14 protein-coding genes are annotated in these 26,767 nt (G+C 46.6%); 12 read left to right on the top strand and 2 right to left on the bottom strand.

The genetic code is table 11. The annotated features are described in order from the left end of the window. Positions 1–298 precede the first annotated feature (298 nt). From coxB to GZK95_RS20140, 4 genes are read left to right on the top strand one after another with little or no spacing between them, the layout of a single operon-like run. On the top strand, positions 299–1,438 hold the full coding sequence (gene coxB / locus GZK95_RS20155; RefSeq protein WP_435594146.1) for a cytochrome c oxidase subunit II: 1,140 nt from the start codon (positions 299–301) through the stop codon (positions 1,436–1,438). Next, on the top strand, positions 1,435–3,075 hold the full coding sequence (ctaD, locus tag GZK95_RS20150) for a cytochrome c oxidase subunit I (RefSeq protein ID WP_075706522.1): 1,641 nt from the start codon (positions 1,435–1,437) through the stop codon (positions 3,073–3,075). The genes coxB and ctaD overlap by 4 nt, the downstream gene beginning before the upstream one ends. A 12-nt stretch (positions 3,076–3,087) precedes the next feature. Further along, positions 3,088–3,705, top strand: coding sequence for a cytochrome c oxidase assembly protein (locus GZK95_RS20145; RefSeq protein ID WP_075716174.1), 618 nt, complete (start codon positions 3,088–3,090; stop codon positions 3,703–3,705). Then, on the top strand, positions 3,702–4,586 hold the full coding sequence (locus tag GZK95_RS20140; RefSeq protein WP_075716175.1) for a cytochrome c oxidase subunit 3: 885 nt from the start codon (positions 3,702–3,704) through the stop codon (positions 4,584–4,586). Before GZK95_RS20145 ends, GZK95_RS20140 begins: the two co-directional genes overlap by 4 nt. 31 nt (positions 4,587–4,617) lie before the next feature. Here GZK95_RS20140 and GZK95_RS20135 read toward each other — a convergent pair whose 3' ends face one another. Further along, positions 4,618–4,851 carry a DUF2909 domain-containing protein gene (locus tag GZK95_RS20135; protein WP_075706525.1) on the bottom strand — a complete coding sequence of 78 codons (234 nt, stop codon included), beginning with the start codon at positions 4,849–4,851 and terminating at the stop codon, positions 4,618–4,620. Between GZK95_RS20135 and GZK95_RS20130 the strand changes: the two genes are divergently transcribed. From GZK95_RS20130 to GZK95_RS20100, 7 genes are all read left to right on the top strand, one after another. After that, positions 4,841–5,587, top strand: a complete 747-nt coding sequence (locus GZK95_RS20130) for an SURF1 family protein (RefSeq protein ID WP_075716176.1) — start codon at positions 4,841–4,843, stop codon at positions 5,585–5,587. The genes GZK95_RS20135 and GZK95_RS20130 overlap by 11 nt on opposite strands. Next, positions 5,584–6,132, top strand: coding sequence for a hypothetical protein (locus GZK95_RS20125; RefSeq protein WP_075706527.1), 549 nt, complete (start codon positions 5,584–5,586; stop codon positions 6,130–6,132). The genes GZK95_RS20130 and GZK95_RS20125 overlap by 4 nt, the downstream gene beginning before the upstream one ends. Positions 6,133–6,141: 9 nt before the next feature. Further along, positions 6,142–7,179, top strand: coding sequence for a COX15/CtaA family protein (locus tag GZK95_RS20120; RefSeq protein WP_075716177.1), 1,038 nt, complete (start codon positions 6,142–6,144; stop codon positions 7,177–7,179). After that, positions 7,172–8,068: a heme o synthase gene (cyoE, locus tag GZK95_RS20115; RefSeq protein WP_075716178.1), complete on the top strand. Its 897-nt coding sequence runs from the start codon at positions 7,172–7,174 to the stop codon at positions 8,066–8,068. The genes GZK95_RS20120 and cyoE overlap by 8 nt, the downstream gene beginning before the upstream one ends. Positions 8,069–8,180: 112 nt before the next feature. Beyond that, positions 8,181–8,582: a VanZ family protein gene (locus GZK95_RS20110; protein WP_075706530.1), complete on the top strand. Its 402-nt coding sequence runs from the start codon at positions 8,181–8,183 to the stop codon at positions 8,580–8,582. 404 nt (positions 8,583–8,986) lie between these two features. Then, entirely contained in the window at positions 8,987–10,042 is a 1,056-nt protein-coding gene (aroG, locus tag GZK95_RS20105; RefSeq protein WP_075706531.1) for a 3-deoxy-7-phosphoheptulonate synthase AroG, read from the top strand. A 264-nt stretch (positions 10,043–10,306) separates the two neighbouring features. Next, a complete protein-coding gene (locus GZK95_RS20100) occupies positions 10,307–11,215 on the top strand; it encodes an aldo/keto reductase (protein ID WP_075706532.1) in 909 nt (302 codons plus the stop codon). 50 nt (positions 11,216–11,265) lie between these two features. Here the strand turns inward: GZK95_RS20100 and GZK95_RS20095 are convergent, their stop codons facing one another. Then, positions 11,266–12,858, bottom strand: a complete 1,593-nt coding sequence (locus tag GZK95_RS20095) for an EAL domain-containing protein (protein WP_075713744.1) — start codon at positions 12,856–12,858, stop codon at positions 11,266–11,268. A gap of 343 nt (positions 12,859–13,201) precedes the next feature. Here GZK95_RS20095 and GZK95_RS20090 point away from each other — a divergent pair, with 343 nt between their 5' ends. Next, entirely contained in the window at positions 13,202–26,662 is a 13,461-nt protein-coding gene (locus GZK95_RS20090) for a retention module-containing protein (RefSeq protein ID WP_161987240.1), read from the top strand. Positions 26,663–26,767: the final 105 nt, after the last annotated feature.

Genomic DNA, 26,767 nt, shown 5'->3' with positions numbered 1-26,767 from the left:
CAATCGCTAAACTAATTTGTCATTCACCAGCTTGCACATTTTTAAATCGCTAACTAGCCTTAATTAACATAAATATAACATTTTGCGTTAGTTTTAGGTTAGCCCATTCGAGTCATTACTACCTAGTCGACTTGAAAATCCAGATACGAAGCGCATGGATGACGCGATATCGCAAGGAATGTGATTGTATATCGGGTGTTCTGCGTAAAAGTGATTGAACCCTTGGTTTTTGGCTACTCGGAAGAGTGCGGAGACAAAGAGGAGAGGTCTTTTGAAAAGAATACCACTATCGGTTTGGCTGACATTGGAAGTTTTCGCCGTCACTTGGTCAACAAACAGTCTTGCGCAAGAGAGCGCACTTAACATGACTCAAGGGGTTACGCAGATTAGCTCAGAGGTATATCACCTCCATATGCTCATCTTTTATATCTGTTGTGCCATTGCGTTAGTCGTGTTTGGTGCGATGTTCTATTCCATTTACAAGCACCGTAAATCCAAGGGTGCGGTCGCCGCACATTTTCATGAGAGCACCAAAGTTGAGATTATCTGGACTGTCATCCCGATCATTATTCTGATTGCGATGGCGATTCCTGCAACCAAAACTTTGGTTGCCATGGAAGACACCTCTCAATCGGATCTCACCGTGAAGATCACTGGCTCGCAGTGGAAATGGCACTACAGCTACTTTGAGCAGGACGTGGAGTTTTTCAGTCTGCTTGCCACTACGCAAAATCAAATCGATGGCATCGAGGCCAAAGGGGCGCATTACCTATTGGAAGTAGATAACCCACTAGTGCTGCCGATTAATCGCAAAATCCGTTTTCTGCTCACTTCTGACGATGTTATCCATTCCTGGTGGGTACCAGATTTTGCGGTTAAAAAAGACACCATCCCCGGATTTATTAACGAAGCATGGACAAAAATCGATCAGCCGGGTGTCTATCGCGGCCAATGTGCAGAACTGTGTGGGCGAGCACATGGCTTTATGCCAATCGTGGTTCACGCGATGACGGAAGCGGATTACGACACATGGTTAGCCGACAAAAAGGCGCAACTAGCTTTGGCGAAACAGCAAGCCGCCGCCGCTCTGAGCAATGAGCTTAGCTTGGAAGAGTTAATGCAAATAGGCGAAAAGATTTACACCGAGCGATGTTCCGTTTGCCACCAAGCTAATGGTGAAGGGATTCCCGGCGCTTTCCCTGCAATTAAAGGTAGTGCCATCGCGACCGGAGCGATTGATCAGCACATCGATATTATCGTCAATGGTCAAGCAGGGACGGCAATGCAGGCTTTTGCCAACCAGTTAACCGAGCAAGAGATAGCCGCCGTGATTACCTACCAACGCAACGCTTTTGAGAATAACACCGGTGATGTCGTTCAGGCATCTGATATCAACGCCTTTACCATGCAGGCGCAAGGTAACAAGGAGGAACTATGAAACCATCGACTCCTGACAACCAAAAGTCATCGCCAGTGACCGATGCTGATCTAAGCCGAGCAAACTCAACAATTGCGATTGATCATGACGAGCATCATGCGCCAAAAGGGCTTGCTCGATGGTTGTATTCAACGAACCACAAAGATATCGGCACACTCTATTTGTGGTTCAGCTTTATTATGTTCCTTACCGGAGGCGCGATGGCGATGATCATTCGTGCCGAGCTGTTTCAGCCAGGTTTACAACTCGTTGACCCGCAGTTTTTCAATCAAATGACCACGGTTCATGGCTTAATTATGGTGTTTGGCGCGGTAATGCCTGCCTTTACAGGGTTAGCTAACTGGATGATTCCAATGATGATTGGTGCACCAGATATGGCGTTGCCTCGCATGAATAACTTAAGCTTTTGGATCTTGCCGTTTGCTTTCGCCATTTTGCTTGCTTCACTGTTTACGGAGGGAGGTGGGCCAGATTTTGGTTGGACCTTCTATGCTCCACTCTCGACTACCTATGGCCCTGATAGCACCGCATTATTCGTTTTCTCTGTCCATATCATGGGTATTAGTTCGATTATGGGGGCGATCAATGTCATCGTGACTATCGTCAATATGCGTGCGCCCGGAATGACTTGGTTTAAAATGCCGATGTTCGTTTGGACGTGGTTAATCACCGCATTTCTACTGATAGCAGTGATGCCAGTATTAGCCGGTGCGGTCACCATGGTGCTAACAGACAAGTACTTTGGAACCTCCTTTTTCGATGCGGCTGGTGGCGGTGACCCGGTGATGTTCCAACACATTTTCTGGTTCTTTGGTCACCCAGAAGTGTACATCATGATTTTGCCCTCATTCGGTATCATATCGGCCATTATTCCAGCCTTTAGCGGCAAGAAGCTTTTTGGTTACCACTCGATGGTGTACGCCACTTGTAGTATCGCCCTGTTATCGTTTTTAGTTTGGGCGCACCATATGTTTACTACGGGTATGCCAGTCTTTGCTGAACTCTTCTTTATGTACTGCACAATGCTAATCGCAGTGCCAACTGGGGTAAAAGTGTTTAACTGGGTAGCAACCATGTGGCGCGGTGCGATGACATTTGAAACACCCATGCTGTTTGCTATTGCGTTTATCGTCCTGTTCACCATCGGTGGTTTTTCAGGTTTGATGCTAGCGATTGTCCCTGCGGATTTTCAATACCATGACACCTATTTTGTGGTGGCTCATTTCCATTACGTACTGGTTTCAGGTGCGGTGTTTTCTATTATGGCGGCGGCTTACTACTGGTTGCCAAAATGGACGGGCAATATGTATGACCATAAGTTGAGTCTCTGGCATTTTTGGTGCTCGATTATTTCGGTCAATGTGCTGTTCTTCCCGATGCATTTCTTAGGTTTAGCGGGTATGCCGCGACGTATTCCCGACTATGCGATTCAGTTCGCTGATATCAACCAGATAGTGTCCATTGGTGGCTTTGCTTTTGGGTTGTCACAATTGATCTTTTTGTGGCTAGTGATCAAGTGTATCAGAGGGGGAGAAAAAGCCTCGGCGAAACCTTGGGAACGTGCTGAAGGGCTAGAGTGGACGGTTCCAAGCCCCGCTCCTCATCATACTTTTTCTACACCGCCCAAAGTCGATTAAAGGTGGTGGAAAATGCAGGACGATATTGAAAACAACAAGCAAGCAGCGAACCGCAAACTGACGCTGAAACTGCTCGGCGCCACGGTGGCGATGTTCGGTTTTGGTTTTGCTCTGGTTCCGATATACGACATCATGTGTGAAGCGCTTGGTATTAATGGCAAAACCAGCTCCGAGGCGGTAGAGCAGCCAACTGCGCTTACACCAGACAAAACGCGCACGATTAAAGTTGAATTTATTGCCCATCCCAACCCCTCGATGGCGTGGGATTTTAAGCCGCAAGTCGCTTCAATGGAGGTGCACCCTGGTGAAGTAATTCAGACAGCCTATCTCGCCTACAACCGCGCCAACCATACGATAGTTGGTCAGGCTGTACCCTCTGTCTCGCCTGGTCTTGGCGCTAGTTACTTCAATAAAGTTGAGTGTTTTTGTTTCAACAAACAGCCGCTCGTGGCACAGGGACACGCGGAAATGCCGTTGATCTTTTATATCGAGCGCGACATACCAGACTCCATTCATACATTGACACTTTCTTACACCCTTTACGACATTACCGATACTGTTTCTGAACCAATTTCGACGGCTCAAATACAACCTCAGCCGGCAATCAAACAGGAAGGAGCAACCCCATGAGTTCCAAGCATCAATCCTACTATGTTCCGGCACAAAGCAGTTGGCCAATTGTAGGCGCTATTGCTCTCTTTTTAGTCGCTCTGGGAGCGGGTTTAACCGTGCAAACGATGGCAGAAGGAGGAAGCGCGAGTGTCTTTTCAAAGATAGTTCTTGGTGCAGGCTTTTTGTTTCTACTCTATATGCTCGCAGGTTGGCTATCTAATGTGGTGAGCGAATCAATGGATGGGCTCTACTCGGAGCAGATTGCGCGTTCATTTCGTCAAGGCATGAGTTGGTTTATCTTTTCTGAGGTGATGTTCTTTGGCGCGTTTTTCGGTGCTCTATTTTACACGCGCATGATATCGGTGCCTTGGCTGGGCGGTGCTGATAACAATGTGATGACCCATGAGGTTCTTTGGCCTGCCTTTGAAGCAATCTGGCCGTTAACAACCACACCTAGTGGACAAACAACCACAGCGATGGGGTGGCAGGGGATACCGTTAACCAATACCATTATTTTGCTGCTGTCGTCGATTACATTGCACATGGCTCATACCAGCTTAGAAAAGAATAAGCGTATGGCGCTGATTGTTTGGTTGGAAATCACCATCGTACTAGCGGCATTCTTTCTTTATTACCAAGGCGTTGAATATATCCATGCGTATCAAGACTTAGGACTCACTTTACAGTCTGGCGTTTATGGCAACACCTTTTTTATGCTCACGGGATTTCATGGCTTACACGTGTTGCTAGGAACCGTATTTCTCATCGTGCTGCTAGGAAGAATTGCGAAGGATCACTTTACACCTAAAGACCACTTCGCGTTTCAGGCGGGGAGTTGGTATTGGCACTTTGTTGACGTGGTTTGGCTGTGTCTGTTTGTGTTTGTTTATGTGCTTTAGTTAGAGGCTTTAGTTAGGCAATGAAAGCGTCCTAAAAAGGCCGAGAATTGGGTTCTATAAATCCACTAAGGAGTGCGACAAGCATCAATATGACGGCAAGCGCGGAGAGGATGACACGTTTGCCAAGGTAGTGACTCATTGGCGGCTGGTCTTCGGATTCTTCTGCATCGTTTGGGCCTTTTACCATCTCGATCAGCGCTTTGGCGAGGTTAGCAATGATAAAGAGTAGTAGTAAAACCAGCACTGACTTGAAAATGAAAACCATAGTGTGTTCCTTTTCTCGTTTAACCAAACAGCCGTTGTTTTGGCTCGCCCTGTTACTAACCTTGGTCGCTATTTCGATATTGGTCAACCTAGGGATGTGGCAACTTGACCGCGCAAGCCATAAACATCAACTGCAAGTTGAACTAGAGAATAATCAGCAAAAACCGCTTCAGAGCCTTGGCAGTATAGAGTTTGTAGGCAACCTCAATGGAACGGTCGCTTTGGCTAATCTCACACCAATAGCTGGCTATTATCTGTTGCTAGATAACCAAACGTACAACGGGGAAGTGGGTTATCTAGCGCTCCAGCTTATGCGCTCAAGCGATAGTAAGTACTTCCTGTTTGAAATGGGCTTTTCGAAAGCTCTCGCAGCACGCACTGACCTGCCGGTGATTGAATGGTTAAGCCGCCAATATGTGGGAGAGGTTAGGCTCTATCGACGCTCGGCCAATCCGTTGAGTGATCAATTGATGATAGAAGAGACTCAGCCGCGACGGATACAAAACTTAAACCTAGAACAACTTGCGAGTTATTGGCAATTGCCACTAGAGAGCTATGTATTGCAACCCTTGGTGGCGAACTGGCGATATCCACAGCCTTGGCAGCCGATTCCTATGGGGGCGGAAAAACACACTGGATACGCGGTGCAATGGTTTGCAATGGCCTTGGCCCTAGCCGTGATTGGCGTGATTTGGCTACGCCGTGCAATGATCAGTTCGACTAAGGAGAGTCTATGAACCAAACCCTTACTCGCAGTCGGTTAAAACTGCTGGCGTTAATTACGGTGTTCGCCCTGCCTGCTATCTTGGCAAAATTGGTACTTTCCCAGCATTGGTATAACTCGGGGGTAACCAATAAAGGCGAGCTAATCACGCCAACGTTAACTATGCAAACATTGGGGCTAGACAACCCGTATCAAGGTGAAAAATGGCAACTAGGGTACTTAGTTCCGCAAAGCTGTCACGCCTTGTGCCAACAGCAGATTCACTATCTTCAGCAAACGCATATTGCATTAGGAAAGTATCAACAGCGAGTTGTCCCCGTGGTGTTGATTGATGGTAACAGTGACCCAGAAGTTGTGGGTGATATTGGGCTTGATGTTGTTCGTATCAACGCTTCATTTACGGATGTTGTTCATCAATCGGAGTACGTGATTGTCGACCCGCTCGGACAGTTGGTGATGCGCTATCCGCAGGTCGAGTCCCAGCAGAGATTGATTAAGCAAAACAAAGGCTTGCTCTCTGATCTGCGTAAACTATTGAAACTGTCTCGTGTTGGGTAGGGAGGCAAAATGATGCTGAAACGCTTGTTGCAGTTGACACTCGTCATGACATTTTGCGTGATCTTGCTGGGGGCCTATACCCGCTTAGCTGATGCCGGACTTGGATGCCCTGATTGGCCGGGGTGCTATGGGCAACTTGATGTGCCTTCGAGTCAAGCAGAGTTGGCGAAAGCGAACTTGCTCTATCCAGATTTAGTGGTTGAAGCTGATAAAGCTTGGTTAGAGATGATCCATCGTTATTTCGCGGGTAGCTTGGGATTGCTGGTATTTGCTATTACAGCGTTGGCGTTAAAACAGAAGCAGTTTGGCAAGTTGTTACCGCTTTCCGTCTCTTTTGTGGTGATTTTCCAAGCTTTACTGGGAATGTGGACGGTAACCATGAAACTGATGCCAGTCGTGGTGATGGGGCATTTATTGGGCGGCTTCACTCTGTTCAGTTTACTGGCTCTGCTCTATTGGCGAGTTAGCCACTCAAACCAAAATTCGTTGCTCAATAGAGCCAGTGTTGGGTTAAGAACGTTGGCATTGATTGCCTTCGCTGCGCTGACACTACAGATAGCATTGGGTGGCTGGACGTCGTCTAATTATGCGGCGCTAATGTGTACTGAGTTGCCAATTTGTCAGGGAAATTGGCAGGGATATTTAGACTTTGAAACCGCCTTTCGTCTTATCCAACCTGAGCGAGATAGCTACGAGTTTGGGACTTTAGACTATGGCGCTCGGATGACGATTCATGTCTCTCATCGAGTTGGAGCAATCATTACCAGTGGGATTTTCCTCATATTGATTGTGCAATTGTGGCGACAGAATCAAGGGCGCTATCGCCGTCAGTCAATCTCGTTAACCCTGCTACTTGTGACGCAAATTGGCTTGGGTATCAGCAATGTTTCGTTCGGTTTGCCTTTGGCTGTCGCGGTGGCGCACAACTTAGTTGCTGCACTGCTTTTAATTAACACCCTTTATGTCAATCATCTGCTTTGGCTAAGTGCTGCAGAGAGTCGATCTCATGCTTTGCGCACCATGGGCAAGGAGGCCTATTATGAGTAAAACGTTGACCGCAGAGTTGCGCCAAGAACGCTCAATATGGCGTAGTTACCTTACGCTGACCAAACCTAAAGTCGTCGCTTTAATGCTGTTAACTGCGCTGGTCGGTATGTGTTTGGCTGTTCCTGGAGCATTGCCGCTGCAACAAACCGTTCTCGGTATGTTGGGGATCGGATTAATGGCGGGATCGGCAGCGGCATTCAATCATCTGATTGACCGTCGTATTGATGCAATTATGTTTCGTACTCACCGTCGCCCTCTACCTTGTGGAGAACTGGCACCGAGTCGCGTTATGCTATTTGCGACCTCGATTGGTTTATTGGGGTTTGCCATTCTGATTTTGGGTGTTAACGCTCTCACCGCTTGGTTGACGTTCGCCAGTTTGCTCGGTTATGCGGTGGTTTATACCATGTATCTCAAGCGGGCGACGCCCCAAAACATTGTTATCGCAGGAATCGCTGGCGCTATGCCTCCTTTGCTTGGGTGGACTTCAGTAACTGGTGAACTTCACGGCAATGCTTGGCTATTGGTGATGATCATCTTTATTTGGACACCTCCTCACTTTTGGGCGCTTGCCATTCATCGTAAGGCAGATTATGCCAAAGCGGATATTCCTATGTTGCCAGTGACACACGGTGAAGAATACACAAAAACATCAATCTTGCTTTATACGGTTTTGCTGGCGATTATCTGTTTACTACCTGCGTTAGTTGGCATGTCTGGCACCCTATATTGGGTCGGCTCGACGTTTTTAAGCGCTGGTTTTATAGCTTATGCATGGAAGCTGAAATTCAATCCTAATGAAAAAACCGCGATAGAGACCTTTAAGTTTTCCATTTACCATTTGATGTTACTGTTTTTGTTGTTGCTTGGTGACCACTACTGGGGATAGTCGGTTTGTCTCAAATTTAAACACAAAAATAACAGGGGGTGTCTTTTCACTACGCGACAAGTCACGTATGCTGTTGCGCTTCCAAGGAGTGGACGGTGAATCGTAGTTTGATATGCATAGTGCCTATTTAATCATTAATTTTCGTGCAATTTTGTTGTTGCTCATCGCTGTGGTTGCAGGTTGTGCATCATTAGCAAAGTCGCTGAACTACTACTCAGACGTGGTAGTGAGTATTGAACAGATGCTTGGTGGAGACTGGGCTCTGCATGCCATTTTTGCTTTGGTGCTCGGGTTTACTGCGCACTGGGCTACACCGGTTGATTATTTTTACTATCGACGCTTTTGCGCCGCTCCCTTGCTCGCATTAATCCTATTTTTAGTTGTTGTTGATGAATTTATGCAAGCCTTTATTCCTCATCGTGAGTTTTCATGGCTTGATCTCTCGATCAACGTCGTCGGGTTACTTGTCGGTGGTTTCCTCTATCGTCTCTACTTGTACCGAAAAGGGATTTAACCGATTCAAAAGCGAGATGTCGTTTCTGTGATTTGACACCGTGTCCACCGCACGTTCTCTATTTCAAAACTCACCACTTTAGTCGATGCATTTGCATGATATTTTCACGAAATTTCTGCAGGTGTAGCAAACTTTATACGTAGTGGTGGTTTTATATCCTCTTGATTATTAATCGATATTTTCTTTGCTTAATATGAAAAAACGGTAAAAATTTACGCGTGTAATAAATAATTTACAGTATTCCTTGTTGGTTAAAATTAGTGAAATATTGCCTTTTGTAAAAAATAATGGTTGCAAGCATCTATTTGGGCGGATAAGTTACTAGGGACAGGATAAATACAGGTAGGCACGCGGACTCAAGTTGAGTACACGTCGATGCTGCCGAATAACAGGAAGAAGTTGCGATGTTTCAAACCGATGATGTACGAATTAATAAAGTAAAAGAATTACTCCCACCAATTGCCGTTTTAGAGAAGTTTCCGGCGTCAGAAATCGCGTCTTCAACCACATTTCGCTCGCGCAAAGCAATTTCAGACATTTTGCACGATAAAGATGACCGAGTTTTAGCGATTGTCGGCCCATGTTCTATCCATGATCCTCAAGCTGCGTTGGAGTATGGCAAGAAGCTAAAAGTACTGCGAGACGAGCTAGGCGAGGAGCTTGAAATCGTGATGCGTGTCTATTTTGAAAAACCACGCACTACCGTTGGTTGGAAGGGGCTGATTAATGACCCTTACCTAAACGACACTTTTAAGATTAATGACGGTTTGCGTACCGCACGCAAGTTGCTGCTTGATTTGACGGATCTAGGCATGCCAACGGCGAGTGAGTTTCTCGATATGATCACGCCTCAGTACGTTGCTGATCTAATCAGTTGGGGTGCGATCGGGGCTCGTACTACCGAATCACAAGTGCACCGTGAATTATCATCTGGTTTATCTTGTCCTGTTGGTTTTAAAAACGGCACTGATGGCAATATCAAGATTGCCTCTGACGCCATCCGCTCTGCGAGTGCATCACACCATTTTCTTTCCGTGACTAAATTTGGCCACTCCGCGATTATTGAAACTGGTGGTAACCCAGATTGCCACATTATTCTTCGTGGTGGTAAAGAGCCAAACTACAGCGCGGAGCATGTTAGTGCTATCAAACAGGAGCTTGAAGCGTCAGGCTTACCGCAAAAAGTGATGATCGACTTTAGTCATGCGAACAGCTCTAAACAGTACCAACGTCAAATGGTGGTGTGTGAAGATGTTGCTAAGCAAATTGCCGGTGGAGAAGACGCAGTATTTGGCGTGATGATTGAGTCTCACCTAGTGGAAGGACGCCAAGATCTTGTTGATGGGCAGGCACCGACTTATGGTCAATCAATTACTGATGCATGCATTGGTTGGGCTGATACTGAAGCGGCACTAAAGCAACTGGCTGAAGCTGTTAAAGCGCGTCGCGCTGGCAAGTAAAACGAATCAATCTTGAAGGCTCCTATTTAGGGGCCTTTTTTATTTCCATTATATTTGTAGGGTTATGTGTTCTAAACTTAACCGTGATGAATAAAAAGCGTTCAGATTGGTCTAGCATGTAATTTTGAGTGCGGCGAATGAAATGATCTGGAGTGTGCGTAGTCGCTCAAATCTAGCACTCGTTTACACTTCGTCACCTTTTGCATATTGAGTGCTTATCTATTCCGGCATAGCCTAAGTTCAGATTATTTAGGAGGGTAAGACATGGTGTCTAAAGTGACTGTTGGGCCACAAGGTCCAGATTTGTCTGAGTTAGTGCAAGGCTATTGGCGTTTAGCAGAATGGGGGATGACACCTCAGCAGCGTCTCACATTTTTGAAGCAGCATATTGATCTGGGTATTACCACGGTCGATCACGCTGATATTTATGGCAACTATGAATGTGAACAACTGTTTGGCGAAGCGCTAAAGCTTGATCCATCAGTGCGTGAACAGATTGAGATTGTCACCAAATGTGATATTAAGCTGTGTGGTGATAAGTTCCCTGATCGCAAGGTGAACCATTATGACACCAGTGCTGCGCATATTTATGAATCGGTGAACAACTCACTTAGCCGTTTAGGCGTTGAGCAAATCGATTTGCTCTTGATTCACCGTCCTGATGTATTGATGGATGCAGATGAAGTGGCGGAAGCGTTCGCAGAACTGCATAAAGTCGGCAAAGTGAAACACTTTGGGGTTTCAAATTTTAGCCCTAGTCAGTTTGATTTATTGCAAGATCGTGTACACAAACCGTTAGTGACGAATCAAGTCGAAATCAATCCACTCAACTTTGAAGTTGCCCATGACGGTACATTGGATCAGATGCAAAAAGCCCGCATTCGCCCTATGGCATGGTCATGCTTGGGTGGCGGTGCAATCTTTACGGGTGAAACCGCTCAGGCTAAGCGTGTGCGCGATGAGCTTGAGTTGATCCGCAAGGAAGTGGGCGCTAAGTCAATTGATGAAGTGATTTACGCTTGGGTACGTAAGCTACCATCGAAACCACTGCCTATTGTTGGTTCAGGTAAAATTGAACGCGTAGAAAGCGCGATCAACTCACTGGCGATTGAGCTAACACGTGAGCAATGGTATCGAGTGTGGGTGGCATCTAAAGGTCACGGTGTGCCTTAGAACGACACTTTTACCAAATAAAGAAAGCCAACCTTCGGGTTGGCTTTTTGCTAGGCGGTAAGGTTGGCGGTCTGCGCATAGCGATTGCTCTCGCTCAGCTTTAGCAACGCTTCCGGTTTGACAGGGTAAGAGTAATAGTAACCTTGGATATAACTGACGCCGAGTTTTCTCAGCAGCTCAATTTGCTGCTCGGTCTCAACGCCTTCAGCGATCACCTTCATATTTAATTCTTTAGCAAGCTGAATCATCGAGACGAGCACAGGAGTAATGCTCGACTCTGAATGCAAACTCTTGATAAATACTTGATCGATCTTCATTACCTGAAAAGGGTGGAGGCGAATAAAGTTCAAACCAGAGTATCCAGTACCAAAATCATCAATGGCGAGCTTAAAGCCTAGCGCTTGGATTTGGTTGAGATTATCGAGAGCAATCGTGAGCTGTTGTTGGTCAAAATCAATATTTTCAGTCACTTCCAGCAAGATGCTATCAATCAGTTTAGGGTAGCGTTTAGCGAATTTTCTTAGGTGATTGAGAAAATGTTTATTAACAAGCGATACACGGCTTACGTTGACGCTAACGTACTTTGTTTCCTGATAGTGAGGGTTTTGCTCAAGGAATCGTACCACCATGGAGAGCATTTTCTCTGTTAGGGTATCGATCACCCCCAGTTTTTCCGCAAGCGGAATAAAGATCTCAGGTGAGATATGTCCCTGCGTTGGGTGATTCCATCTCACCAAGGCTTCGCTGCCAACCACCACGTTATTGTTGAGATCAACAATAGGTTGCAGGTAAAGCTCGATTTCATCATTGCTAATCGCGTTCAGCAAGGTATGTTCAATTGAACGCTTAGCTAATAGATGATAGCCAATAATGAGGTAGAGCAAAGAGCATGCAGAGGCAAACAGAATGGCTTGCCATAGGTTAGCCAAATAGTGATAACGATAGGTGCCAAGAGTTGGGTGCAACTCTATTTTGAATGGGTAGAGCTTGGAGCTAAATGCGAATCTCTCATCATAAGGGACATCATTTTGATAAGTGTTACTCTGTTCGTAGTCGAGAATGGTTAATGTGTACTGATACTCTCGAGCGTCGAGAAAAGGCGCAATAAGATCCGTTAATCGCTCAGGTGGCAATAGCGCATTCAAGCCGAAGTTATCGTCGATTGAAGCATAGATGAAGAAGGTATAAATATGGCTATCTGATTCGCCAATCGAAATAGTGATATGGTTTTCCGATTTGGCAATGCGATTGGGAACCCCCTCGGAAAGCGCAATTTGGCTTGGTCCTTCGTTGCTGGTGCAAAACACCTGTCCATCTTGAAACATTCCTACTTCTTTAAGAAACTCTGAATGGAATGCGTGCGCGCGTAAGGTTAATTTGTCTTGCGTTGAACAGCGGTTGGTCAGTTTTCCGTTGAGCAAATAGAGCTCGCTGGCGACCTTATCAATGTATCCGTCTAATGAGTTAACGATATCGACACCATCTCGCTCAACGGCACGTTGAGTCTGGTAATAGTTGTCTAAAACCGAGAACATAAATGCTAACAGGAAAATCGCCGCGACCGGGAGTAGGTTAGGCAAGTAATTAAAGATACTTTTTCCTAATCCTGTTATGGTTTTTAGATTGAGTTTAGTCGATACCATTGAAATTTAGTCATGTTACGTTTACTTACCCACTATAAATACTAAAAACCAAATGTAGATGACTAACGTCCACTATTTGGTCGGTGTCTTACAAATGAATCGAGGAAAAATAGCGCTGTCTTAACAATGAGAAGATAAATCAATCTCAGTGTAGATGAAAGTGTAAATGACAGATTTACCGACGATCTGCATAACTTGAGAGCGTCTATACTTAACATAATGCAATACAAATCACTTAAATTAATGAAATGTAACACCTAAGTGTAAAAATTTGTTACTTTCTGATGATAAAAGAATAAATAACTAAGTGATGTATAAAGCTTAAGATTTCGGGGGAAATTTTATGGACGAGAAAGTGGTTGCCGAAGGAGCCAAAGTCGTCAAGATCATCGGCGAAGTGATCGCTGTTGATAGCTCAGGAAACGTACGCCAACTTAAAGTTGGCGATGTGCTTAATGGTGATGAAATCATTGTGACAGCAAAAAACACCAGTGTAGAGCTTGCTGAAACCAATGAAACGATAAACCTCACTCAAAACTGTGTTGCCTGCAATAATGAACAAGGTTCTTTGCAAGGTGTTGACCTTGATGGCGATGTGTCGCTAGACCTAAGCCAAAATGCAGATTTTGATGCGGATCAGCTTGAAGCCATTCAAGCTGCGATTTTAGCGGGAGAAGACCCGACCCAAGTACTAGAAGCTGCGGCAGCTGGCGGTGTGGTTGGTTCTGCTAACGCAGGTTTTATAACCATTGAGTACAATAACCCAGAAGTTTTAGCACAAACCTTTTTCGAAACCAGTGGTATTCAACGTGATCAAATAGACGACCCGCAAGAAGAAGGGCGCTTTACGGTGTTTGCTGCTGGGGGGGAGTCTATTTCGGAGCTGTTAATTGAGGGCGATCTCGACGCCGCAAACGGCTATCCGACCTCAGTCACAACGACGGTGTTGATTGAAGCGGGAGATTTGCCGCTAGATGCTGACAGTTTTGTCCCTGATCCCATTTCGCTTTCTGCACTAATTAACGAGCTAAATTCTGATATTACGACTTCAGAGCAAGACGTAACCTTTGTTTATGATGCTGCGCAAAATGCCATTGTGGGTAGTAATGGCAGTGATGAAATTTTGCGGATTGATATCGATACCACCAATGTTGGCAAAAACATCCAACTGTCGCTGACAACAACGCTGAATCAACCGATTGACCATGTGCCTAGTGTTGGCGGTGGTAATGTCGCGCTAGTTAATGATCAAGTGGTGGTCACGTTTGATATCACAGGTGCCGATAGTGGTGGCAACCCAATCCTTTCGCCGATTTCAGCAAGTGTCACTATCGGTGATGGTGAGGATCCAAGTTTTACTGATGTGCCAAGTATTACCGTTAACGAAGCGAACTTGACCGATGGTACGGCAACCAATATCGCTGAAACGGTTCAAGGCAGCATGGTTGATATGAACTTGGGTAGTGATTACGTTAAGCAATATCGTTTAGATGTTGATGCGTTTAATCAACAAGCGGCGCTCAAATCTCAAGGTGAGACGATCACCATTAACGAAGTTGAAAACAGTGATCTGAGCTATAGCTATACAGGCACTAATGCCAACGGTACCGTTTTTACTTTAGTGGTTGAGCCTGATGGTGATTACACTTTCACGCTTCTGCAACCTATCGATCATGCGGTTGATAGTGATTCGACCACAATAAGTTTGCCAATTATTGCTACTGATTTTGATAACGATACCGCACAAAGCGTGTTACCGATCGTTATCTTAGATGATAAGCCACAGCTCAATGGTTTTACTGGTGATACCGACGTGGACGAGGATGACCTCGCCACCGCCGCACATCAAGGCTCTGATGATGATAAAGAGCTGACGTATGTCACGGGCAATTTTGATATTGTCGAAGGTGCCGATGGGATCAAAAGCTACCAAATTGACACCACGTCACCAGACATTACTTCGCTGAAATCCGGTGGCGAAGCGCTTAAGTGGAGCGATGACTCGCCAGTACAAAACGGCACGGTCTTTACCTACACCGCTGAAACCGCATCGGGTGATAACGTGTTTACCATGGTGTTTGATACCAATGACAACAGCTATCGCTTTGAGCTATTGAAACCACTCGACCATGCGACGGCGGATGGTGAGAACGACATTAATATTGGTTTTAATATCAGTGCGACCGACTTTGACAATGACACCACGCCACCCAAAACGCTGACGATTAAAGTCACAGACGATGTGCCAGCCATTACCGATGCTGACCCACTATCGGTGGATGAAAACGACTTAACACCATTAGGAACTGATGGTTCGGACCCGCTCAGTGCCAGTGGTAATTTTGACACCACTGAAGGTGCCGATGGTGTGGTGCTGTACCGTCTTGACCCAAGTGACAACCCAGTGGATGGACTTGAGTCGGGTGGGGTGCAGATAACGCTAGAAAATCCGGTTATCGACAGCAGCAATAACACTTATACCTATGTGGCGAAAGCCGGCAGTGTTGAGGTGTTTACTCTGACGTTAAGAGCGGACGGCAGTTACACCTTTGAGCTAAAACAGCCGATTGATCACCAAACCGGTTCGGACAGCGAACTGGTTAACTTTATCGTGCAAGCGCAAGACCAAGATGGCGATTTAAGTCCGTTTACCTTGCCTGTCACCATCAATGACGACGCGCCAATTTTACGCGGCTTTACTGGTGATACCGACGTGGACGAGGATGACCTCGCCACCGCCGCGCATCAGGGCTCAGATGATAATAAAGAGCTGACGTATGTCACGGGCAATTTTGATATTGTCGAAGGTGCCGATGGGATCAAAAGCTACCAAATTGACACCACGTCACCAGACATTACTTCGCTGAAATCCGGTGGCGAAGCGCTTAAGTGGAGTGATGACTCGCCAGTACAAAACGGCACGGTCTTTACCTACACCGCAGAGACCGCCTCGGGTGATGACGTGTTTACCATGGTGTTTGATACCAATGACAACAGTTATCGCTTTGAGCTATTGAAACCGCTTGACCATGCTACGGCGGATGGTGAGAACGACATTAATATTGGTTTCAATATCAGTGCGACCGACTTTGACAATGACACCACGCCACCCAAAACGCTGACGATTAAAGTCACAGACGATGTGCCAGCCATTACCGATGCTGACCCACTATCGGTGGATGAAAACGACCTAACGCCATTAGGAACTGATGGTTCGGACCCGCTTAGTGCCAGTGGTAATTTTGACACCACTGAAGGTGCCGATGGTGTGGTGCTGTATCGTCTTGACCCAAGTGACAACCCAGTGGATGGACTTGAGTCGGGTGGGGTGCAGATAACGCTAGAAAATCCGGTTATCGACAGCAGCAACAACACTTATACCTATGTGGCGAAAGCTGGCAGTGTCGAAGTGTTTACTCTGACGTTAAGAGCGGACGGCAGTTACACCTTTGAGCTAAAACAGCCGATTGATCACCAAACCGGTTCAGACAGCGAACTGCTCAACTTTATCGTACAAGCGCAAGACCAAGATGGCGATTTAAGTCCGTTTACCTTGCCTGTCACCATCAATGACGACGCGCCAATTTTACGCGGCTTTACTGGTGATACCGACGTGGACGAGGATGACCTCGACACCGCCGTGCATCAAGGCTCAGATGATGATAAAGAGCTGACGTATGTCACGGGCAATTTTGATATTGTCGAAGGTGCCGATGGGATCAAAAGCTACCAAATTGACACTACTTCACCAGACATTACTTCGCTGAAATCCGGTGGCGAAGCGCTTAAGTGGAGTGATGACTCGCCAGTACAAAACGGCACGGCCTTTACCTACACCGCTGAAACCGCCTCGGGTGATGACGTGTTTACCATGGTGTTTGATACCAATGACAACAGTTATCGCTTTGAGCTATTGAAACCGCTCGACCACGCTACGGCGGATGGTGAGAACGACATTAATATTGGTTTTAATATCAGTGCGACCGACTTTGACAATGACACCACACCACCCAAAACGCTGACAATTAAAGTCACAGACGATGTGCCAGCCATTACCGATGCTGACCCACTATCGGTGGATGAAAACGACCTAACACCATTAGGAACCGATGGTTCGGACCCGCTCAGTGCCAGTGGTAATTTTGACACCACTGAAGGTGCCGATGGTGTGGTGCTATACCGTCTTGACCCAAGTAACAACCCAGTGGATGGACTTGAGTCGGGTGGGGTGCAGATAACGCTAGAAAATCCGGTTATCGACAGCAGCAACAACACTTACACCTATGTGGCGAAAGCTGGCAGTGTCGAGGTGTTTACTCTGACGTTAAGAGCGGACGGCAGTTACACCTTTGAGCTCAAACAGCCGATTGATCACCAAACTGGTTCGGACAGCGAACTGCTCAACTTTATCGTGCAAGCGCAAGACCAAGATGGCGATTTAAGCCCCTTTACCTTGCCTGTCACCATTAACGACGACGCGCCAATTTTACGCGGTTTTACTGGTGATACCGACGTGGACGAGGATGACCTCGACACCACCGCGCATCAGGGCTCAGATGATGATAAAGAGCTGACGTATGTCACGGGCAATTTTGATATTGTCGAAGGTGCCGATGGGATCAAAAGCTACCAAATTGACACTACTTCACCAGACATTACTTCGCTGAAATCCGGTGGCGAAGCGCTTAAGTGGAGTGATGACTCGCCAGTGCAAAACGGCACGGTCTTTACCTACACCGCTGAAACTGCCTCGGGTGATGACGTGTTTACCATGGTGTTTGATACCAATGACAACAGTTATCGCTTTGAGCTATTGAAACCGCTCGACCACGCTACGGCGGATGGTGAGAACGACATTAATATTGGTTTTAATATCAGTGCGACCGACTTTGACAATGACACCACACCACCCAAAACGCTGACAATTAAAGTCACAGACGATGTGCCAGCCATTACCGATGCTGACCCACTATCGGTGGATGAAAACGACCTAACACCATTAGGAACCGATGGTTCGGACCCGCTCAGTGCCAGTGGTAATTTTGACACCACTGAAGGTGCCGATGGTGTGGTGCTATACCGTCTTGACCCAAGTAACAACCCAGTGGATGGACTTGAGTCGGGTGGGGTGCAGATAACGCTAGAAAATCCGGTTATCGACAGCAGCAACAACACTTACACCTATGTGGCGAAAGCCGGCAGTGTCGAGGTGTTTACTCTGACGTTAAGAGCGGACGGCAGTTACACCTTTGAGCTAAAACAGCCGATTGATCACCAAACCGGTTCAGACAGCGAACTGCTTAACTTTATCGTGCAAGCGCAAGACCAAGATGGCGATTTAAGTCCGTTTACCTTGCCTGTCACCATCAATGATGATGCGCCGAGTATTGATTCGATTTCAGCACCAACCGATGTTGATGAAGATGACATAGTTAATGTCGGTTCTGATCGCACAGAGTCCAGTTCAACCAATGGTACGTTTACTTACACCGAAGGTGCTGATGGTATTCAATCGGTCGTGGTGGCTAACCAAAATACGGTTCTCGATACACTGCGCTCTGGTGGAGAAACGCTAAAATGGAGTGATGATACGCCAGTTCAAAATGGTGACCAGTTTACCTACACTGCGCAAACCGCATCGGGCGAAGATGTGTTTACGCTGGTCTTTGATATTGACGCTAAAACTTACCAATTCACTCTGCTTAAAGCGCTCGATCACCCCGAGGATCTATCTCAAGCTGAAAATAGCTTGTCTATTGGGTTCGATATTAGCGTGGTCGATAATGATAATGACCAAAGCACGCCTTTGCCGCTCAATGTCAAGGTGATTGATGATATTCCTAATATCAACTCGGCTGATCGATTAAGTGTCAATGAAGATGATTTATCGACGGGCTCTAGCCCTGATGCCGCGGAGTTGACTGACACAGGTAGTTTCGACACCACTCAAGGCGCGGATTCCGTTATACAATACAGTCTGCAATCGACGTCTGATCCCGTTGCAGGGTTAAAATCTGGTGGCGTTGATGTGACTATTGGTGCACCTGTCATCGACTCCGTGACCAATCAGCATGTTTATACAGCCAAAGCGGGCGGTGTGGATGTATTTGAACTGACACTCAATGCTAATGGTGACTACAGTTTTAAACTACTCGCGCCGATTGATCACGCTCAAGGCTCAGATCTCACCACTTTAAGCTTTACCGTGGTTGCGAAAGACCAAGACGGGGATACTAGCAGTAAGACAGTTTTGGTTGATATCAATGATGACAAGCCATCTTTGACAGGAACTACTGGACAGACAAGCGTTGACGAGGACGATATCCCCAATATTGGCTCGGATAGAACCAAAGAAAGTACCACAATTGATGGCCAGTTTACCGTGGTTGAAGGGGCAGATACGATTGCCGAATACCAAATCACGAACTTAGATACGCTGCTTGATTCATTATCATCAGACAATCAAGGATTGGTTTGGGATACGGTCATTGAGTCGGGTGACACGGTTACTCATACTGCGGTTACCGAAACCGATGGCGATGCGGTCTTTACTCTGGTTTTTGACAACGCTAATAACACCTACTCCTTTACTCTATTGCAGCCATTCGACCATGCGCCCGTGCAAGGACAAAATGCGCAACCTATTGGTTTTGACATTAAAGCCGTTGACTATGATGGCGATGAAACGGGTGAAACAACCCTGACAATAAATGTGGTTGATGATGTCCCGCGTATTGCCAATCGCTCGATTGAGGTAACAGAAGGTGAAACACGCAGTACTAATGTCAACATGTTTGGTCGACCGGGTGCGGATGGTGCGGAAATCACGCTAGTTGAGGCAAACAGTACTGCTGACTCCCAAATTCGCTTTGAAGTTGCAGCGGATACTTATGTCGAAAGCCTTGACCCGAATGGCTCCATCACCACTGTTTATGTGGTCGAAATGCGACCAGATGGCAATGGTGGTTTCAATTATGAACGCTTAGGTGAGCTGGAAATTCGCCCAGATGATTCACAGCGTGGCCGATTCCTCTTTACGCCAGTAGACAGCCTTACTCATGATGGTGGTGAGTTAACATTCAGTTTGAATGTGACCGCGACGGATGGCGATCAGGATACCTCGGTTCGTACTTATTCAGTAACGATCTTTGACAAAGATGCAGAGATAAAAAGTGCTACTGTAACTTCATTCGAGGATTCAGGGCGCTCGGATACCTTAACTTTTGCTCCTGCTATTGACCAGAGCAACACGCAAGACAATCAAGGTGGACTGGCGGTTGAGCCGAGTAAAGTGACGCTCACGGTCGATCTGTTTGATATCGATAACGGTGAGGAAATTGGCGATGTGGTTATTGGTCCGGGTAACTACAACGGACAGTTCTACTTCTTTGATGCCGCCACTTCCACCTACAAAGCACTTAATGTAGAGAGTGATGGTAGCGTTCGCCTACTGAGTGGCGATGTCGTGCAAAGCATCGGTAGTGATAATGTGGCAACCCTTGAGAATCTCTATTTCGTTCCAGATAGAAACTATTCTTCTTCTGACGCGGGTTTTGATATTCCGATTGCTGTATCTATCTTGAACGATAACAGCACTGACCACACCGTGACTTCTCAACTGCATATTGAAGTAGAAGCCGTCGCCGATATCGCGACTTGGAATACCACCAATACTCAAGACCGCTACTCAATTGTTGAAGATGATGCTAACGCGGTACTTAAAATTGAAGCTCAAACTCAAGATACCAGTAATCCAGAGTCGATTACTTATCGTTTAGAAGTGACCGGTGGTGAAGGTAAGTTTGTATTAGAGAATGGTGCAGGACAACCGATTACTCCTGTTTCTTCAGGGGTGTACTTAATTGATGCTGCCGATATTAATGATGTGCAAGTTAACCCTATTGATCACTTTTCTGGTGCAATTACATTCGATGTATATGCGTTGACTGAAGAAGGAGACAATCCTTTAGCGGGTAAAAATACAGCAGAATCGGTGAAGCAAGAGCTGGTGATTAATGTTGCTCCGCAAGCTGACCAAGGCACATTTAGTGTTAACCGTATTACCATTTTTGAAGATAATGCTGCCACGCAAGACACCATCGACCCTGATACAGATCACTTAGATTTTACCTTAGATAAAGTGATTACCTTAGGTTCTACAGATGATATTGACACCGTAGACGACAATTCAGAAACGCAGTTTGTGCGATTAAGTAATTTCGTTGCAGAGAATGGCGATCCGTTAGTTGGCTTTGAGGTTCGTTGGATTGGTAGCGGCGATGACCCAATCGTTGAAGTTTCGCCAGGGGTATATCAAGTGCCTCAAGAGGCATTACCATTTGTTGAGGTGCAACCGCCTTTACACAGCAATGAGAACTTTAGATTTGATGTGCAGGGCTTTGTTAAAGACACCGCTACATTGATCGATGCTTCTGGCAATCCAGAGCAAGTCGATAACATCAAGCCGATGACAGACACTCCTAAAACGGTCAATGTGACTGTAAAAGGGGTGGCTGATTTGCCATTTCTTCCAAACGTGCCAGAAGAGCCAGATCCAGCTTCAGGGGGGCCAGAGCTCGGTAAGTGGTATCAGTATGACGATGGTTCCGGTATTTTTGGCGCGCAAGTTACCATAGATGAAAGTACAGAAGTCGGTATTAGCTTCGCCGTACTATCGGGCGAGGTTAAAGATGGTGTTACTGACAACTCTGAGTCTTTATCTGCCATTTTGAGCAACATTCCGGATGATGTTGAGCTACTTGATGCCAATGGCGGCACAATTGATTTAGTTTATGTTGGTGAAGGACCGAATGGCTCACTTTATCAAGCGAATATTACGCAAGATGAATACGATGCGGGCATTACGATTCGTCCGTCAAAATACTCTACCGACGACATTATTATCGACGCCAAAGTGATCGTTACCGAAAACGATGGTCATGTGCGAGAAGTCGAAGGTAAGTTGCGGGTTAACATTGAGCCTGTTATCGAAGCCGGTGGTGATACCAACACTTACACCAGTAGTGAAACTGGCCGTGAAGATACCTTCATTGAAATTCCGTGGAATGTGACCACGAATCCAAATGCGCCAAACAGAATTGACGCTCCGGACAGTCAGCCAACGGCAGATGGACGCGACTACGAGTATGTCTCTCAAATCGAAATTACTGGGTTCCCGCCGACAAATGACCCGGATAACCCTTGGGTAGACGTTGAGATTAATGGTAAACCTTGGGACGAGTACACGGGTGCGACATTTGATGGGTCGACATTAACGATTAGCGGCTTAGATCAGTCGAGCACTGCGCCAGTTATTACGGTTAAACCGCCGCAAGACTCGAGTAAGAACTTCCCGCTTACCAGTACGATTACCATTAAAGAAGTGGATGCAGATGATCCTACGCTGATCAAAGAGGCGCAGGTGACTGGCAACATCACCATGATCGTCAATCCGGTTGTTGAACCTGATGGCACATTGCGGATTGAAGACAAAGATGGTAACCCAGTGACTGAAATACGTGATGACCCTTATCCGACCAATCAAGGCTCAGATGATGGCAAGATCTCGTTCACCATCAATGATAAAAATGGCGACGCCAATATCGTCGTGTTTGAAGACCTCGACCCAAGCTCTGAGGAGCTAGTTGAACAAGTAGTGGTGCGCTTTAAAATCCCTGCGGGTGAAGATACCGATGCGGTATTGGACCAACTCTATGTCTTTGGCGGTATTAACAACGGTGACGGTTCATGGACGATTGTCAATGAGGAAGACTTCTCTATCGCTGCGCCTGACGGCTTGAAGTACAACACACCCACTGGAGAGAGTAAAATTACTGTTGAGTTCATCACTCAAGTGATTGACAAAGGTGACGAAGGTGAGCGCAGTGCCCCACGTGAAGTGAGTACAGAGGTTGATCTTATTTTCCCTTACTCGGTGGATACTCAAGATAGTGTTGCTGCGGAGATTGACCCAATCACGTTGACTGACGATGTGACAGCGATTGTGATTGGCACCGAAGACAATGCCTTTGATGTGAGCTCACAACTGTCTAGGGTATTCCAGTTGGAACCTAATACGGCAGACACGGTAGCAGACCAAGTGACGGTAGTCATTGCCGCTGCGGATATCCCTGCTGAAGTAGGAGGGCTAATCATATCGGGCGCTCAATACGACTTTGCTAATGAGATGTATATCTTCCAAGGTAGCGTGAGTGACACTGGTATTCTGACTTTCCCTGCGGGATTAACATTTACCACACCAAATGATTATGCAGGTGATTTCCTTATCCCTATGACGGTGGTGACCACAGACACGAAGTCAGGCGATGAAAACTCTGTGCGATTTGATGTGCCCGTTGCTGTGAGCCCTCTTGTGGATGTACCGGTTGCAGACGGCGGAACGCTTCAGCCAGGTGACAATGTGACGCCAACCATTGACGTGAATGCGTCATCGGTTGCTAAAGGGACAGGCGCAACAATTTCCGGTGATGCGTTGGAAGACAACCTGATCAAACTTGCTGTCGATATTAATCTTGCCGATGGGCGAAATGCAGATAATCAAGGCAAAGAGGTTCTTACTAAAGTAGAAATTGAGTTAGTGGATAGTGATCTCGGCTATTTTGCTGACATCAATGGTCAGCCGCTGTCGCCAACAGAGCCGGGTAAGTTGGTCATAGAGTCAACCAATCCTGATGATATCGAATCGGCTCTGCAATCGATCTACTTTGTGCCTAAGGAAAACTACCCGACAGGTAACAACCTCAACACCGTGGATATCAAGGTGACGGGGACTATTACCGATCAAACCGTCTTTGACCAAACGTCGACAACCCAGACTCCGGATACACAGTCAGGTTTGAGTTTTAGCTCAGATGCATCGTTTAAGATAACGCCAGTGATTGACCCTGTCACCATGCCAGACGATACCAGTATCGTGGTTGTTGGCGACGAAGATACTGACATTAAGTTGAATGCCGGTGGCTCAGGTCTAATGATTGCGCTTAATGATACCGATGGCTCGGAAGTTTTCTTGTCGGTTAAACTGACCGGACTGCCTGATGACTTTATCGTGAACAGTACATCGAACGACTTTGTTGTCAAAAACAACGGTGGTGGTGAATGGACGATTCAACTAAGTAGCCCAAATGTAACCAGCATTGACTTGTCGTCAATTACCATTACGCCTGCGGCGAACTTTAGTGGCAAGGCAGATATTGGCATTGTGGTTTATACCCAAGAGAAGTTGCTTGGTGTACCTGTTGAGCATCTTGGTAAATTTAGTATCGATGTTACTCCGGTTGGGGATGTTGTGGACACCGATGCAGTGGCAAGTGTGACTGGCAAAGAAGGGGAAAATATTGAAATTGCCATCAATGCCAGCGTGACTGACAAAGTGGACTTGCTGCCGGGCGATGCCACTCAAGACCAACCAGAAACGCTACTGGTGACGGTGGAAAATGTTCCTGATGGTGGTGAAATCTACTTTGCCGATGGCGTGACATTAGCGACCAACTTAGGCGGCGGAGTTTGGCAGTTAGAGGTCGATGCACAATCACTGGATAAAATTGTCTTTAACTCGGGTGAGCAAAACCAAGGTACATGGGATCCAGACAAGCTGACTATCAAAGTACAGTCGGTCGATACTAAGTACAACGGCGATAAGTTCTATGGCCCAGAAAGTGAGCTTGAAGTGAGTGTTACGGTAGAAGCAGTCAATGATCGTCCATACTTTGATGCCATCGCGGACTTACAAACCGAAGAAGACACCACAGTAGCTGTGAAAGGCTTCACTATTAACGATGTTGACGCCACACTCGATGACCCAAATGCTAACTACACGCTGACATTAACCGTGGACAGCGGAACGCTTGCTCAAGATGCGTCAGTGGCCGCTGCTAATGGCTTGATCGTGACGACCACGGGCGGCAATACCATAGAGATTCAAGGTACGGTTGAGTCAATCAACAAAGCGCTTGGGGAAGATTTAGTGCTGTTTACCCCTGCGTTAAACAGCAACAATATTCTCGATCCAGATGGTGTGAAAGTCACCGCAACGGTTAACGACAATGGCAATCTTGGTCTTGTTGATGGAACGGATGCAACATCAAACGAAAACCAAGCTGAGTTTGTGATTAACGTTTCTGAAGTGAACGATCAACCAACGGCTGCGGACGTTGATTTAGGCACGATTACTGAAGACAACGCTATTCAAATTAGTCCTTCGCAGTTAATAGGACCAGGGTTGAGTACTGACCCAGATCCTGAAGGACATACATTGACCATTACTTCAATGAGTGTGCTAGCGTCGCAAGGATCAATTGTTGAAAACTCTGATGGTACATGGACCTTTACCCCTGCCTTAAACTTCAATGGTGATGTTGAAATCACTTACGAGATTGAAGATAACGGTACGGATAATGGTGTAAATAACTTCCTGACTGATAGTGGCACCATCTCCCTTACCGTGGAAGGTGAAAATGATGCTCCGGAGATTGATGTTAACTCCGCTACCTCAAATATTAATGAAGCGGCGGCTCAGACAATTTCTGGTATCAGCGTAAGCGATGTGGACTATGTTGGCGCCAACGCGGGCGATTTGATTAGCGTAAAACTAGAGGTGAGTTACGGTGAGTTGAGTGCTGTGTTACCCGCATCAAGCAACATAAGCGTGACACCAGCGACAGGCAGTAGCATTACCTTGCTTGGACCACTAGCAGAAGTTAACGCCCTTTTGGAAGCGCCAAACAGTGGGGAAGGGGTAATGCTAGACGCCCGATTCGCAACGGCTGCCAATATTACGCTTTCAGTGACTGCAACAGACTCGGGCAATCCGTCAGGCATGCCTTTAACAACCACGAAAGATCATACGATTAGCGTTAATCCGGTGGCTGATGCGCCAACATTGTCGGTACAACCGGGCTTTGACTATGTGCGCAATATCTCTGCCAATTTGACTGCCAGTAACAACGGCATTGCCATTGTCGGTATCATTGCTGCGTTAACAGATATCAATGAGATCCTCACCTTAGAGATGTCACAAGTGCCTGCGGGGGCGATTGTGAATACGTCGTCAGGCGAGGTATCTCCGGTTGGTGGTGTGTATACGATCCCCGCAGATGAAATTGACAGTATTGAAATTGTTGGGGCAGGCATCGGTAATCACACCATCCAGCTTGAGGCGGTGTCTAACGATGACGGCCAAACCGCCACATCAACTCCGCTTGATATCGCGTTAAACGTAGTCGCAGATGGAACGGATATTGACCAATCTTCGGCGTTGGATCCGGTAGAGCTGATCGGTGATGACACGGGCGTTGAGCTTAAATCTGGTGCTGGTGATGACCGCATTGAGGGCGGCGATGGTAAAGATGTCTTGGTGGGTGGTGACGGCAACGATACCATCATCGGTGGAGCAGGTAATGACGTGATTGAAGGCGGGCTCGGGTCTGATATCTTAACGGGTGGTACTGGAGAAGATGTCTTTGTTTGGCATGAGATTTCAGACGGCGCGGTAGATACCATTACCGACTTTACTCGCCAAGAGGATAAGATCGACCTTCGTGATGTGCTTCCTGAGCTTAAGTCATCAAGTGTGGATATCAATGAGCTGCTTGACCATATACAAGTGGAAGTGCAAAACAACGATGTCACACTCAACATTCATCCGAATGGTGAAGGGATGGGTGGCGATGAGCAAAGCATCGTAGTGGAGAACTTAGCACAAGGCCTAACATTGGATGTGTCCGATCAGGCTCAGATGCTATCGACATTACTGAATGAAGATATCTTTGTGCACGACAACTAATGACGAATAACCTTTAAGATGTGGCGCACGTTTGTGCGCCACCCTTTATGGGGGTAGTTCTCGATCTCAGTGGTTCAATCCGCTAAGCTAACCAGCACCGTTAAG

Source organism: Vibrio panuliri, from assembly GCF_009938205.1.
Classification (GTDB): Bacteria; Pseudomonadota; Gammaproteobacteria; order Enterobacterales; family Vibrionaceae; genus Vibrio; species Vibrio panuliri.
This window is presented reverse-complemented; position numbering and strand designations above follow the sequence as displayed.